General features: G+C 58.8%; 11 protein-coding genes. 9 read left to right on the forward strand and 2 right to left on the reverse strand.

Annotated elements, in window-relative coordinates:
• The first annotated feature begins 10 nt into the window (after positions 1-10).
• The gene (locus VK98_RS15335; protein WP_048414879.1) at positions 11-3109 is read left to right on the forward strand and encodes a hypothetical protein; all 3099 of its coding nucleotides are present in this window, start codon (positions 11-13) and stop codon (positions 3107-3109) included.
• Between the two features lie 39 nt (positions 3110-3148).
• Here the strand turns inward: VK98_RS15335 and VK98_RS15340 are convergent, their stop codons facing one another.
• A complete protein-coding gene (locus VK98_RS15340) occupies positions 3149-3496 on the reverse strand; it encodes a carbohydrate porin (protein WP_082159054.1) in 348 nt (115 codons plus the stop codon).
• Positions 3497-3879: 383 nt separating this feature from the next.
• Between VK98_RS15340 and VK98_RS15345 the strand changes: the two genes are divergently transcribed.
• The 8 genes from VK98_RS15345 to VK98_RS23795 all read left to right on the forward strand — a co-directional run bounded on the left by VK98_RS15345 (position 3880) and on the right by VK98_RS23795 (position 13036).
• Positions 3880-7233, forward strand: a complete 3354-nt coding sequence (locus tag VK98_RS15345) for an EAL domain-containing protein (protein ID WP_231589295.1) — start codon at positions 3880-3882, stop codon at positions 7231-7233.
• Between the two features lie 355 nt (positions 7234-7588).
• Positions 7589-8161: a PAAR domain-containing protein gene (locus VK98_RS23420; RefSeq protein WP_082159055.1), complete on the forward strand. Its 573-nt coding sequence runs from the start codon at positions 7589-7591 to the stop codon at positions 8159-8161.
• 3 nt (positions 8162-8164) lie between these two features.
• The gene (locus VK98_RS23425) at positions 8165-9013 is read left to right on the forward strand and encodes a hypothetical protein (protein WP_197083064.1); all 849 of its coding nucleotides are present in this window, start codon (positions 8165-8167) and stop codon (positions 9011-9013) included.
• Positions 8998-9450, forward strand: coding sequence for a hypothetical protein (locus VK98_RS23785; RefSeq protein ID WP_156187892.1), 453 nt, complete (start codon positions 8998-9000; stop codon positions 9448-9450). Before VK98_RS23425 ends, VK98_RS23785 begins: the two co-directional genes overlap by 16 nt.
• A 136-nt stretch (positions 9451-9586) precedes the next feature.
• Positions 9587-10051, forward strand: a complete 465-nt coding sequence (locus VK98_RS15360; protein ID WP_156187893.1) for a hypothetical protein — start codon at positions 9587-9589, stop codon at positions 10049-10051.
• 43 nt (positions 10052-10094) lie between these two features.
• Complete coding sequence (locus VK98_RS23790) at positions 10095-10466, forward strand: hypothetical protein (RefSeq protein WP_197083065.1); 372 nt, start codon at positions 10095-10097, stop codon at positions 10464-10466.
• Positions 10467-10545: 79 nt separating this feature from the next.
• Positions 10546-11202: a hypothetical protein gene (locus VK98_RS15365; protein ID WP_156187895.1), complete on the forward strand. Its 657-nt coding sequence runs from the start codon at positions 10546-10548 to the stop codon at positions 11200-11202.
• Between the two features lie 592 nt (positions 11203-11794).
• The gene (locus tag VK98_RS23795; protein WP_156187896.1) at positions 11795-13036 is read left to right on the forward strand and encodes a peroxidase, FMP-type; all 1242 of its coding nucleotides are present in this window, start codon (positions 11795-11797) and stop codon (positions 13034-13036) included.
• Between the two features lie 159 nt (positions 13037-13195).
• Here the strand turns inward: VK98_RS23795 and VK98_RS15375 are convergent, their stop codons facing one another.
• On the reverse strand, positions 13196-13504 hold the full coding sequence (locus VK98_RS15375; RefSeq protein ID WP_156187897.1) for a hypothetical protein: 309 nt from the start codon (positions 13502-13504) through the stop codon (positions 13196-13198).
• Positions 13505-13513: the final 9 nt, after the last annotated feature.

Consider the following 13513-nt stretch of genomic DNA (forward strand, 5'->3'; position numbering starts at 1 on the left):
GGAGCGCGCCATGGCCACGGTTTTCACGCTGACTCCCACCAGCGCCGCGCAGGCGCTCAAGGACCACGGGCTCGACGCGCTGGGGCTGACCGCGCTGCGGCTGGGGCCCAGCTGGGGCGGGGCCAACCCCGCGTTTGACGGCGCGGCGCTCACGCTCACTTTTGCCGGCGCGCCCAAAGCGCCGTGGCGCGGCATTCTTGAATACCTGGACAGCCTGTCCGCGTTCCGCGCGGCGGACGGCGCGCCCTTGACCGGGGCCGGCGCGGCGCTGCGGCTGCATCCGCAGGCGGCGGCACGGCTGGAGGGTCTGGCCGCTGGCCGCTACGCCGCGCCCGGACAGCCCCAGGTGCGCGCCGTGCCGCATGTGATGGTGATCCGCGGCCTGACGGGCAACGTCTCGCCGCACAGCTACGATCCGGGCGACGCGCTGCCGGCCGGCGCGGCGGGCGCTGCGCTGAGCTTTCACGATGCGCGCGGCCTCATCGTCGACCCGGTCGCGGTGGCCGCGATGCTGGACGATCTGCAAACGGCGTTTCCCGCGCTGGATATCAGCGCCGGCGGGGCATCGCCCGCGGCGGCGGGCGGCGTGCGCAGCATTGCCGGGCTGGCCGGCGGCGTGCTCGCCCAGGTGGTCACGCTGCACGGCCGCGCGTTTGCCGCGGCGGGCGGCGGCCCGGGGGTGGAAAGACAGGCGTCCGGCGGCGGCTCGTCCACGGCCTTGGGCGCCGGAGGGCTGGTGGCCATCAGCGCCGGCCAGCAACTGGCGGGAACCGGCGCCAGCGCGGCGGCCAGGCTGCGCCTGGGCTGGGCCGGCGGCGGCACGATGTCGGCCGGGCCGCTCACCGTGCCCAATCTGCCGGCGGGGGTGACGCTGGCGCGCCAGTTCGTCCGCGCCTTCGCGGTGGATCTGGATTGGCATTTGCGCGGCAACCGCGGCGCAGCCGAGATCAATGGCATCCCCGCGGACGACCAGCGGATACCGGCGGACCTGCAGCCTCAGGTGCGCGACGGCGTGCGCATCGACTACCTGGCGGACGGCCCGGACATGCTGGCCGCGGCGTCGCAAGTGGCGGGGCGCATGATGGGGGCCGGCGCCGGCGCGCTGATGTTCGCGGTGTCGCCCACCTTTGAATCCGGCGTGGGCACCGCCGCCGCGCCGGGCGCGGGCGCGCACTGGCCGGCCTTTCCCGGCCCCAACACCAATGCCGGCTTTGGCGCGGGCATGGCCCCGCCGGCCGGCGTCACCGCCACCTGGTCCGGGAGCAACGACGTGGTGGTGGCGATCCCGGCCGATTTCGCGCCCAGCGGCGCCACCGTGCGCGTCTTCGCGCAGCGCTTCCAGCTGATCCAGGCCATAGGCGAGGAGCAATCCTTCCTGCGCGCCGACGGCGGCGCGGCGATCGCCGCGGCGGGCAGCCCGGTGTCGGTGCTGGTGCGCAACCCGTTTGGCCTGAAGCCTGGCGACCCGCTGCCCAGCCCCGGCACCCTGGTCTACGACCTGGTGATCGTGCCGCGCGCCGGGCGGCGGCGCATGTGGGCGGCGCAGCGCGCGGCGATCGCGGCCGGGCCGGCGGCCGCGCCGGCCGACCCGTTCGCCGCCGGCGACCCGCTGGCGGCCTGGCCGGACAACATCAAATCCATCTGCCAGGTGCCGCTCTTCGGCCTGCCGCGCACCGTCACGCCGCCGGGAGGCTCGCCGGCCACCGCGGCGGACCTGGCGCGCGCGCTGCTGTCCGAGACCCAGCCGCGCCAAGGGCCGCGCATGCCCACCATGGCCCGCTTCGACGCCATGGTGGTCACCGGCATCCCCAGCGCCAACGTCTCGGCCGGGCTGGACTGGGACGCGGTGCTCAGCGGCGGCCGCTGGGCGCGCGAAAGCCGGTCCGCGGACCACGCCAACGCCAATCCCGGCAACCCCGCCGGCCCGGACACCCATGCGCCGGGCGTGCGCGTCACCGGCGCGCTGGCCTACGACCTGGCCCAGCACGCGCTGCGCCGCGCCCAGCCCATTTTCCCGCTGCCGGGGGGCACCACGCCGGGCTGGATCGCCATGTCCGGCGGCAACAACTTCAACCCGCCGACGGCGGCGCCGGCCGCCGTGCCCGGCACCTCTTCCGGCGTGGCGCTGGAAACGGTGTGCGCGGTATGCGAGACGCCGGAACTGTCCTTGCTGCCCGACGGCAATCCGCTGGGGTCTTCCTCGCCCATCACTTTCCAGAACCTGCTCAACCAACTGGCCACCGCCCTGGGGCTGGGCAGCGCGCCGTCCATCACCGTCTCCAACGAAGACCGGCTGATCAACGCGGTGCGGCGCGAGTTCTTCGTCTCCAAGCACGGCAACCGCGATTCGCTCTGGGCGCTGACCCGCGCCATCGGCGAGGCCGACGAGCTGATCTACATTGAAACCGCCGGCTTCGCCCGCACCGCGCGCCCCAGCGGCTCGCCCGCCGCCTACGAGATAGACCTTGCGCAGAAGATTGCGGACCGGATGGCGGCCAACCCCAATCTGAAAGTGATTGTCTGCCTGCCGCGCGAGACGGACTTCGCGCCCGCGTACGCGCCCTTTGTGCGCCGGGCGATCGCCCAGCGCAAGGACGCGGTGGACATCCTGCAAAGCGCCGGCGCGGCGCGCGTGGCGGTGTTCCACCCGCGCGGCTTCCCCGGCCGCTGGGCGCAACTGCGCACCACCACCGTCATCGTCGACGACGTCTGGTGCCTGAGCGGCGCCACCCATTTCCGGCGCCGCGGCATGACTTTTGACGGCAGCATGGCGGTGGCCTCGTTCGATCGCGACATCGCCGGCGGCTACAGCCGCAAGGTGAGCGCCTTTCGCCGGCAACTGATGGCGGCCAAGCTGCAGGTCAGCCCAACGGACGCGGCGGGGCTGCCGGCCTCGGAATGGCTGCGCCTGCAATCGCCGGCCGCGGCCTTTGACCTGATCTCGGATTTACTGATGCAAGGCGGCCTCAACCGGCTGGCCCCGCTGTGGCTGGGCCCGACGGACGCCTCGGTCATCCCGCAGAGCGACGATGTCGCCGACCCGGACGGCGCCGCGGGCGCGTCCGGGCTGCTGACCCTGGCGGGTTTGCTGAGCGAGAGCAGCACCTGAGGCCGGGCGGGGCAGAGCGGAGAGGCTCTGCGGGCTAGACTAGGCCGCGGCAATGCGGAGGGAGTCTGAGCGTTGCGCAGGTTCTGGTTCAAGCGCCTTGGCGCCGGGGCCGCCGGACTGACCCAGATAGAGGTCGGTTTGCTTGGCATTGGTGTACAGCAGACCCAGACTGTAAATGCCTGGCTGTCCGAAGCGCCGGGTGCGCCACTCGGCTTCCAGCGGCAGCAGAATGCCCAGGCTGCCGTCGGTGGACACGCTCCAGGCATGGCTGCGCGACGGCGCTTGCGGGTTTTGCTCCAGCAAGCCGGTCAAGAGGGTCAGTTCCGGGGTGAGCCGATACTGCAGGTTTATGAGTTGTTGGTTCGGGAGGGTGGCTGGATAAGCTATTCATTGAGTGGGCTAAAATATAGGTCGTGCTTTGATTTTATAAAGCCAAAAGTATCTTGAACTACGAGAGATAAATTAGAACGTCTTATACGGTTTTAAATGTGGGCTCATTCTCCATGGTTAATTTTTTGTGTATGACTCACGGATTTGACTGAGGACATTGTCCGAGGCGGGGCTGACGGTTTAGTGGAGGAGCTAGTAGCAAAACGCTAGGTTTGACTGTTGGCGAAAGCCGGGGCGGGCTCCTGTAGAAGAATAAAGTACTGAGGCCAACACAGGCCCGAGTGGGGATGAGATGACTTGTATCGGCTGATCAAAGCCTTGTTCTACCGCGGCAGACTTTACTATCTATAGTGGATATCGATAGGTAAGAGCATGCCGGAGTGGCCATCTTGCAAGTCCGATTTGAATCCAAGCTACGAGCAGCCATTACCGTTGCCATGGTGTTCGTAGCGATCTTGTCGCTTTCCATCTGGAAGATTGTCGAAAGTGCCAGCCAAGCGGCAGACTGGCTGGCGAACAGCGTCATGGTGGCGGATCAGTTGGCGCACATCCGCGGCTATACCATGAATGTGGAAATGAGTACCCAAAACTATCGCCTGACAGGCGATGAAGCCAATCTGAAGGAACGCGACAGGGCAATTGAGGCGCGCGAACGATTGCTGGCGCAAGTGCGTACACGAATCGGCGACAACCCCGGTCAGCTTGACCGCTGGACGGCCCTGCGCGGGGTGGTCAATCAGCGTCTGGCGATCTCTCGTGAAGTGGAGCGCTTGTATCGTCAGTATGGCAGCGCGGCGGCCAGCGCTTACGCGGCGCAAGCGCCGCTACGCGCCTCCCGCGCGCAGGTTTATCGCTTGCTGGACGAGATGGACCAGGAAGAGCACCACGTGCTGGAGCGGAGGCAGGTTGATTATGAGCGCTCGCAGCAGCGGCTGCTATGGTGGAACGGCCTGAGCGGCATCACGCTATATCTGTTGCTGGGCGGGACTTATTTCATGGTGCGGCGGCAATGGCGGGCGCTCAGCGCCAGCCGCGCGGCATTGGCGTCCAGCGAGGAAAACCTGGCCGCCACGCTGCACTCCATTGGGGACGCGGTAGTCTCCGTCAATGCCGCTGGGTTGGTTACCCGTTGCAACCGGATCGCAGAACTTCTCACAGGCTGGCCGGCTGCCGAGGCCGTCGGCTTGCCCCTGTCACAGATATTGACCGTGCGACGGGATAAAGACGACCGGGCTATCGATTTATTGGCGTGTGGCACAAGAATGGTGACTCAGTCCCTGCACATGCCGGAGTCCTGGCATGGGGAGCTGGTGGCGCGCGACGGCCGGCAGTGCCCGATCAGCTACACCGTGGCCCCGATTATCGCCAGCGGTGGCCTATTGAACGGCGTGGTGGTCGTATTCCGCGACAGCACGGCCGAGAGGGATGCCCGGCAGACCATTCTTGCGCAGAACACCCTGTTGACCGAGCGCGTGCAGGATCAGACATCACGCTGGCGGGAAAGCGAGGCGCATCTGCACGCCATTCTCAGCTCAGTGCCGGTGTTGATCGCCTATGTCAATGCAGACCGCCTCTATGTCTATGTCAACGAGCAGTATCGGCTACGTTTTGCGCCCGAGCGTGCAAGCATCACCGGCTGCGCCGTGAGCGAGATACTGGGGGCGGAGCGCTATGCGGTTGCCTGCCCGTACATTGACCAAGCGCTGTCCGGCGAGCCGCTGAGCTATGACTGGCAGCCTTTCCCGGGGATTTGGCAGAACATCCGCTATGTGCCCAAGCGCAATGAACAGGCGGAAGTCATCGGCTATTACGTGCTGGGCATCGACGTCACCGAGCGCAAGGCGGCGGAAGAGCATATCCAGTTGCTCAACAGCGAGCTGTTGCAGCAGGTGAGCGAGTTGGAGCATGTTTCCCGCGCCCTACGTACTCTCAGCGCCGGAAATCGCGCCATGTTGCGCGCCAGGGACGAGCCGCAATTGCTGGACAGCAGCTGCCGGGCCATCGTCGAGGCCGGCGGCTATAGCATGGCTGTGATCTGGTATGGCGATGGGGATGCGCAAACGCTACGGCCGATGGCTCAATGCGGCTTTGCCGGCGGGCTGGACGAACTGAAAAGCATTGTTCTGGGCAGGGCCGACGCCGCTGGCGGCATCAGCATCACGCCAACCGCCGTGCGTACCGGCAAGGTGCAACTGGCGCGCGACATGCAGAACGACAGCCGGTACGAGGCCTTGCGGGCCTTGCTGCATGGCGCGGCATTCGGCCTGGCCTGCCCGTTGCAGGTGGATGGCCGAGTCATCGGCGCGCTGACCATTTACGACAGGCAGGCGGATACCTTCGACGACGACGAGATCGACTTGCTGATCGAGGCCAGCGCCGATCTGGCATTCGGCATTGGCACCCTGCGGGCGCAGCGGGAACGGGAACAGGCCCGGGTCGCCATGCAACAAATGTTGCGTCACGATCAACTGACGGGTCTGCCCAATATGTTGCAGTTTGAAGAGGCGTTGACGTTGGCGATTGTGCACGCTAGCCAGGAGGGCCGCGTGCTGGCCGTGCTGCAGTTCAATATCGAACGACTAGGGGAAATCAATGAGGTGCTCGGCTTTGCGCAGGGTGACCAAGTGTTGTGCGAGTTTGGCGCTCGCCTGAAGGATTGCTTGCCGGCCGCCGCCCTGGCCGCACGGGTGCGCGGCGACGAATTTGCGGTGTTGCTGCCCGATGCCGATGCACAAGAGGCATTGGTGCTGGTCACTGCGGTCACCTGGACGATGGCCGGCGCTTTTGAAGTGGCGGGGTTGACCCTGGATGTTGCGGCAAGGGTGGGAATAGCGTTGTTCCCTCAACATGGGGGAAACGTGCACGACTTGTTGCGCCACATGGGCAAGGCGGCGCAGCAGGCCAAGCAGCGAGGGGTGGCTTATTACGTGTACGAGCCAGGCAAGGGCGAAACGCAGGCCGAGCGGCTGATGCTGGCCAGAGAACTGCGCCGTGCCATAGGGCAGGGCGAACTGCGTTTGTATCTACAGCCCAAGGTCTGCCTGGCGGATGCTCAGGTCTGCGGCGCCGAGGCCTTGGTGCGCTGGCAGCATCCACAGCATGGCTTGCTGGCTCCCGGCGCCTTCATCGATATCGCCGAACGGTCCGGGCTGATTCATCCGTTGACCGAGTGGGTCATTACCGCAACGCTGGAGCTGCTGCAAGCCTGGCAGAGGCAGCAATTGATGCTGCCCATCGCGGTCAACCTGTCCGCGCGCAATTTGCAGGATGACGCCTTGCCGGACAAGCTGAGGCTCTGGCAGGAGCAGCGTTCGATTCCCACCGGCTTGCTGGAGCTGGAAATCACGGAAAGCTCGGTGATGTTGGACCCGGAGTCGGCGCTGGCCTTGTTGCACGAACTGCGATGCGCCGGTGTCGCACTGTACGTGGATGATTTTGGCACCGGCTACTCGTCGCTGAGCTATCTGCAGAAACTGCCGGTGGATTACATAAAGATTGATCAGTCCTTTGTGATGAATATGTCGCAGGACAAAGACTCCGCCATGATCGTCAAGTCCACCATTGAACTGGTGCACCACCTGGGGCGGCAGGTGGTAGCGGAGGGAGTGGAATCCGCCGCGGATTGGCAGAGCCTGCGCGAGTTGGGATGCGACTACGCGCAGGGGTATTTCATTGCCGCGCCGATGCCGGCGGAGCAGTTCGCCGCCTGGACCGCCACTTTCCGGGCGCCATAGCGTGGGAAAGCCTCCTGTGCCGCAAGCCGCTTTGCTTGGACGGCAAGCTGTTTTGCTCCTGTCGCGTGAGCAAGCGCTGGCTGAGGCCCCGCAATACTTTAGATAGCTGGCGGCCCGGCATATCCCATGGACGAGGCATACGCAGCGGAGTGCGGAGGGGAAGGCGTTATTGCGGCCTCCTGGTCAACTTTGGCGCCAGCCGGGAGAGGCTTGACCAGGCGCGCGACAAGGTTGCAAGGCCGCGATCTATGGACAAATCGGAACAGGGGACTTTGTTTAGTTGATATCTTAAGAATAATTGTCGAGAATGGCCGTGGCGTGCCGGAAGCTAGTTTCTTGAATGGAAAGGAAAACTATGGCTGCGCGCGCAATCGTCCGGGAGGGCGATACCACTTCACATGGCGGCACCGTGCTGGAGTCATTCCCCAACTTCAATATCTATGGCAAGAACGCATCCGGTATCGGCCACCGTGGCTACTGTCCGCAGTGCAGGACAGAGTTCGTCATCGTGGCCGGGGCGCAGAACTTCATCTTCATGGGCAAGAATGTGGCGGTGGAAGGGATGCTCACTTCCTGCGGCGCAGTCCTGATTGCCTCCCAATCTCAAGCCACGGTGGATACCGACCCTGGCGCAGCCAAGAGGGTGCCGGGGCCGCTGAGCGCGATGATTGCGGCAGGGTCGGCCTTGCCGGCTCAAGGCCCGAATTGGATCGAGTTTGCTCTGCCTGAGCAGGAGAACTACCAGGGCTTGACCTGCACCATCAACTTCAACGACGGCAGTTCGAAGGAGATGACATTTGACCAGGCCAGCTGTTTGCGGATCGACTCCATCGCGGAGATCGCGGGCATCCATGTTGAAATTCCGGAAAATGAAGTCGTTAGCGACGAAAACCTCTCCAGCAAAATCCTTAATCTGATCGAGGGTTGAGACATGAGCGATACCGTAACTTATGGCAGAAGCCGCAGCGCCGGCACATCCACCACCAGCGGGGCCAGCGGTCCCGAGTATAAGATCGAGTACCGGGGCTACTACCAGGTGAACCAGAGGCATGAGCTGGAGTCCCCGCTCAAGAAAAGCTTGGATATGCTGGAGGCCGCAGCGGCAAGGTTTGCAACGGATGTGATTAAAGACGCGAATGTTAGAATATCTTATCAAGAAAACATCAAACGGATGGCCCAAACTGTTCTTGATGAAGTCAATGCAGGGAGAGTGAGTGCGAAAGACGGAATGGAGTTCTCATATGCGATGCGTAATAAAATAATGGCAGAGCATAGAGTTGTAACTTCTGCACAGGGCCTCGCGATAGCGGAACGCCACAAATTGGAACCCCCAACTATAAAGGAGCTGTTAGATAAAAAAGCGAAATCTCTTTTTGGGAGACAGTTTGATTTATTAACTCCAGCTGAAAAAAATAAAGTGTATTATGCCATTATTGAGTCATCGGCAAAGCCCAATCAAGATTTTAATGTAAAAGCAAAAAAATTGGGTGTTATTGGTAAGGTTGGGTGGGTCGTGACTGCTGCATTGGCAAGCTATGCAGTGACGTCATCAGAAAATAAGACCAAAGAAACCATTAAACAGGGGGCTGTCATTGGGGGAGGTCTGGCTGGCGGTGTTTTTGCTGGTTTAGCCGTGTCGACGTTGTGTGGGCCTGGTGCTCCTGTTTGTGCTGTTGCTGTAGTTTTGGCAGGGAGTGTAGTTGGTGGAGCGTTGGCAGAAAGTGTCGTAGACAATTACGATGAGGAACTGGAGGAATTCACGAAGTGGCGCATCCAATAGATTTGTTTGGCTTGCAAGAGGTGAAACCCTCAAAGGGCGTAGACGAATGCTTTGACTTGATGTTTGATGGTCATGCTACAAGAGTTAGGGTGGATTATGAAACTGTTTTTGCTCAATATAAGATAGACCATTTCTTTCTTGTTGTTCTTGAGAATGATTTTTGGGAGGGGACAAACTATTTGTTCTATCTGCTTGATGAGGATTTTCACGTTGTCGATCGAATAAATTTGAGCGCAACGCCTGAGGATAATGGGTTTATTCAAGAGCGCCGCCTTAAAGGAAATAGTTTGATTTTTGAAAAATATAAGAGTGGAAAAAGATATGAGTTATCAGTTCGGGTGGGTGGTCGGGTGAGTTATTTATTGAATGAGCTAAAATATAGGTCGTGCTTTGATTTTATGAAGCCCAAAAAATATCTTGAACTACGAGAGATATAATGTGATTTTTTGCGTGATTGTAATTGATGGCTGATTGCTTGTGGCTGATTTTATGTGTGCTGCTGTATAAATATGGGTGACTGTATTTGTCGAGGAGGGGGTTGATGGTCTAGGTGAAGAGTTGGAGGGGCTCTAGATGGTAAATGCAATAAAAGACTTTGATGTGGTGGAAAGTCCAAGAAAGCCAGGGGTTGTAATCTTTTATTTTGATCTTTTGTTTTGTGGGAAAAAGACAGGCGTAAAAGTTATGAGCGAGTCGGTCTTTGCTCAGTATTGGATGGAAGATTCTGAACGTTATTTTTTGGTGTTTCAGAATGCCCCCTGGGAGGAAACTAATTATGAATTTTATCTTTTAACAAAAGATTTTCTGGTTTTGGATCGCGTGCATCTATTTTCGCCTGATGACCGTGATGATGAATTGGTTGATAGTTACGAGCTGAAGGGCGGTGTCTTTTCCTTTAGAAAATACGAGAATGGAAATAGGTATAAAGTATTGATTAAAAAAGAGGGGGAAATGCGATATTCCTTGGATGATTTGAAGTATAGGTTAATTCTTGGGGCGCTAAAGCCGGTCAAGTATCTACAGTTAACCCCCTTGTGAGTCATTGGAAGGGGAGTGTTTTGGGTTGTGACAGGGAGGTGGTATGGGGTTTTTGTCTCGATTGTTTAAGTGGAAGTCAAGACGGGCAGTGGAGAAGGTTGTGTTTGATGAGAGTAAAATTATCCATAGCCCTTTGAGGGGGGAGGATATTGAGTTCCATTGGGCTGATCTGGGCGAGGTAAGCATTGAAACCACGGATCAAGGGCCGTTTGTAGATGATGTGTTTTGGGTACTTGCTGGAGGTGGTCAGTTTTGTCGCATTTCAAGCAATGCGGAAGGCATGGAGGAACTCTTGGAGAAATTGGGTGAGTTGCCTGGGTTTAATCATGAGGCGGTTATCGTTGCGATGAGCGTAGCAACAAACGCAAGATTTGAATGTTGGAAAAAACATGGTGCTGCTCCTATTGAAGGGTAAAGTGCCGAGTTCTGAAGCCTATGCAGGATAGAGCGGCGATAAAATGGCTTGTTTCTGCTGACCTTGCAATGATATGCGCATGAATCATTTCGCGGTTTTACTGTTTCTGCCAACAGGGGCCCTAGCTGCTGAGCTGTTTGATGGGTATGAGACCTATTACAGCAGCCTGCCAAATCGCTTATTCCAGTCTTCGGGTGTCGAGCTAGAACCTTTCAGCCTGGAGGGGGAACAAGACATCCGATATGTTTGGCAGGGCATGGCAGCGGGTGGCCGTCATAAGGTAGAGCTGAAAGAGGGCAAGGTCATCCTGGATGGCAGGACATGGTTGGCCAAGTCGATCAAGGCTTTCCCTGGCGAGGTGGTTAATGCAGGGGATTTGGGGAGAGGGGCTGTGGCGTATTTCGCCGCCGGCTGGGCATGCGTGGAAAATACGCCTGCATCGGCCTCGGGTACGGCGGTGAGACATAAGTCGGTCTACCTGTTGCGCTTGGGCAGATCCAAGCCTCAAGGATGGAAGCTACCCAGCCTGTTTGCATCCTGTCAGGGCCTTAGGTTTTTGAACGGCCAAGTACGGTTCGACAGGCTGGAGTATCGCTATCAGGGTGACAAGGATGAGCCGGCTGGGGTGGTGTTCAATGAGTACGCGATTAAGTCCGGCCGATTTGTGCCCTTGGCGGGCAAGCATTTCGCTTCCTTTGTGGAGGAGGGGAATGTGTATAGGTTTTTGCTTGATTGATTGCTGTGGAAGAGCCTGCACCAATCAGTTCCGCGCCCCGTTTTCTATCACACCGATGCGCGCCGGCCCTAGCATAAGGCGTGCTCATCGCTCCAGCAGCATCCTCCCCGTTTCTAGTCTTCGCAAGCGCTCGCCATAAGTTAAGGAGTGGCTTGCGGGCTGGTGTAGTTTGGCGCAAGCGAAGTGCGGATGGAAGGCGGCGGCTGTACCGCAATCGCCTGGGAGGGCGATATCACCTCCATTGTGCTTGGGTTTCGGTTCTACCGTCCCCATGACCGCATTCTCTCCAAAGATGGTTTCTCAGAAAATTTCGCCTAGCTTAGATGTTCTCTATTCATAATAAAATAATCAATAGAATTTGTCTTGACATTGTCATGTCCAGTGCTAGGATTTTTGTATGGCGGAATTTACTTAATTTCGTGGCTGAAGATTTGCAGAATATTTCAGTCATGCAAATACAAATTTTGCTAGAAAACCAGTCTTTTGTTGACGTGTTTTTATTTGTACAGCAATTCCCGTAAAGCTGACACGGCTTTTATCGTCTTTTCGCTGCACCGCCCTTTATCAAAATGAATGATCATGCGAGGTGTGTATGCCTGAAAACAATGTGGTTCAAACGCCAGCTCCGCCTTATCCGGAATATTCGGATAAAGTACTGGATCAGCCGGCTGATTATGGTGTGCTGAAGCAGCTGGAAGGCACATGGGTTAACTACAATCCGGACAAGACGAATCTGGGATGGGGCTTGCATACCACCTGTATGCCGTCTCCAGGGACGAATTCTGAAACGATTTTCGGCATATTCCACTTTCTCTGTGAAAACTATACCGAAGAACTCACGTTCTCCCTGGTTGATGGCGGGGTGCGAAATCGCGGTGGGACCAACGAGCAGTTCGCGGGCGCGGTGAAATACAATCAAAGCATCAAACGCGCCAGCGATGAGGTAAGCATTCACGAAGAAGATGGCATGTATTTGTGGATGAACCCGATGTACAACCATGCGGCTACAGAAGAATCCGTTATTTCAGATAACGGCTTCCCTGGGATTTCCATTGGCGCCGGCGCCAATGGGCCAAACTATGTGCCGCCATATTCCATTGCGCGTAGCGGAACCATACCCCATGGCAGTGCAATCATGATTACCGGCGGATTTCAGGCGGATATTCCTGGAAAGCCGGAATATCCTACCGGCACCGACTGTTGGACTCAGCCTTTTACCAACTCGTGGCCAACGACTCCGACACCGCAAGACCAGACTGTGCCCGCTGCCGTTGCGGCAAACCCCGTGCCGCTGGCTGGCTCTCCGCTCGCCATTTCACCCAGCATGGGGGCAACTGCCTTGCTGTCGGTTCAGGAGGGCATGCCGCCCGCGCCGCTCAATCTTGATGAGCCCGCGCCGGCTTGGGCGTTTGACAAGTCATTGCCAGCCACCCAGCCGGACAGCAACCTGACCTATTTCCAACGGATTGTCGCTGATCCAAACTACCCGTATTCGGTGCGCCCTGATTTGCGATTGCGTGATGTGATCAAAGATCAGCGCATCAAAAAATATACGCTGATTCAACTCAGCAGCAAGCACAATGGCGGGCCGCAAGGCGGAATATTAAATACGCCCTTTGTGAGCACCTTTGCCAATGTTACCGAGATGAATCTGAACTTATGGATACAAACGGTGATAGACAACGACGGCTGTGAGGTATTGCAGCTTCAATATGAGCAGGTGCTGTTTTTTGAGTTCATGTTCGGCTCAAACGGGCAGGTAACGCGCTGGCCGCATATCCAAGTCAATACTTTGAGAAAGAAGTCGACGGGTAGGTCGCATTTAAATTACTAGGATTTTTTTGACGAAAACACCGCTTCGCAACACTGAAGCGGTGTTTCTTATTACGCTGCGCGATTAGCCGACTAACGGCCTATTCGCTCCGCCAAGCGCAACTGGTAGGCGGTGGCCAGCGCCAGGTACAGGGTTTCCGCTGTGCCTGCCGTGGGCAGGCTACACCAAGCTATTGATGTGGCCTAAGCCCTGACACAGGCGTTGCTGCACTGGCTCCAACAGCGCCGCGGCTTCCTCGCTGCTCAACAGCAAGGGTTCGTCGCGGCGTTGCAGCAAGTTCAGGATGGCCTGCAGGCCAATATGGGCGGCACGGATGTCGATCAAGCCTTGCATCAGGCTGGCGTCCATCTCCGCGCATTGTTGGGCCAGTTGCCGGCTCAAGTGTGGCAATGTGGTCTGATCCTGGGCGTCGAACAGGTTCTGGTTCAACAGCTTTAATTGCTCCATGGCGGGCAAGGCAGTATTCATCGTGGCATT

This window comes from Chromobacterium sp. LK11 (assembly GCF_001043705.1).
GTDB classification, from domain to species: Bacteria; Pseudomonadota; Gammaproteobacteria; order Burkholderiales; family Chromobacteriaceae; genus Chromobacterium; species Chromobacterium alkanivorans.

Bases quoted from the DNA above. Each gene is read 5' to 3' on its own strand.
- VK98_RS23795 (WP_156187896.1), top strand. From the start codon at position 11,795: ATGCCTGAAAACAATGTGGTTCAAACGCCAGCTCCGCCTTATCCGGAA.
- VK98_RS23420 (WP_082159055.1), top strand. From the start codon at position 7,589: ATGGCTGCGCGCGCAATCGTCCGGGAGGGCGATACCACTTCACATGGC.
- VK98_RS15335 (WP_048414879.1), top strand. From the start codon at position 11: ATGGCCACGGTTTTCACGCTGACTCCCACCAGCGCCGCGCAGGCGCTC.
- VK98_RS23425 (WP_197083064.1), top strand. From the start codon at position 8,165: ATGAGCGATACCGTAACTTATGGCAGAAGCCGCAGCGCCGGCACATCC.
- VK98_RS15360 (WP_156187893.1), top strand. From the start codon at position 9,587: ATGGTAAATGCAATAAAAGACTTTGATGTGGTGGAAAGTCCAAGAAAG.
- VK98_RS15365 (WP_156187895.1), top strand. From the start codon at position 10,546: ATGAATCATTTCGCGGTTTTACTGTTTCTGCCAACAGGGGCCCTAGCT.
- VK98_RS23790 (WP_197083065.1), top strand. From the start codon at position 10,095: ATGGGGTTTTTGTCTCGATTGTTTAAGTGGAAGTCAAGACGGGCAGTG.
- VK98_RS15375 (WP_156187897.1), bottom strand. From the start codon at position 13,504: ATGAATACTGCCTTGCCCGCCATGGAGCAATTAAAGCTGTTGAACCAG.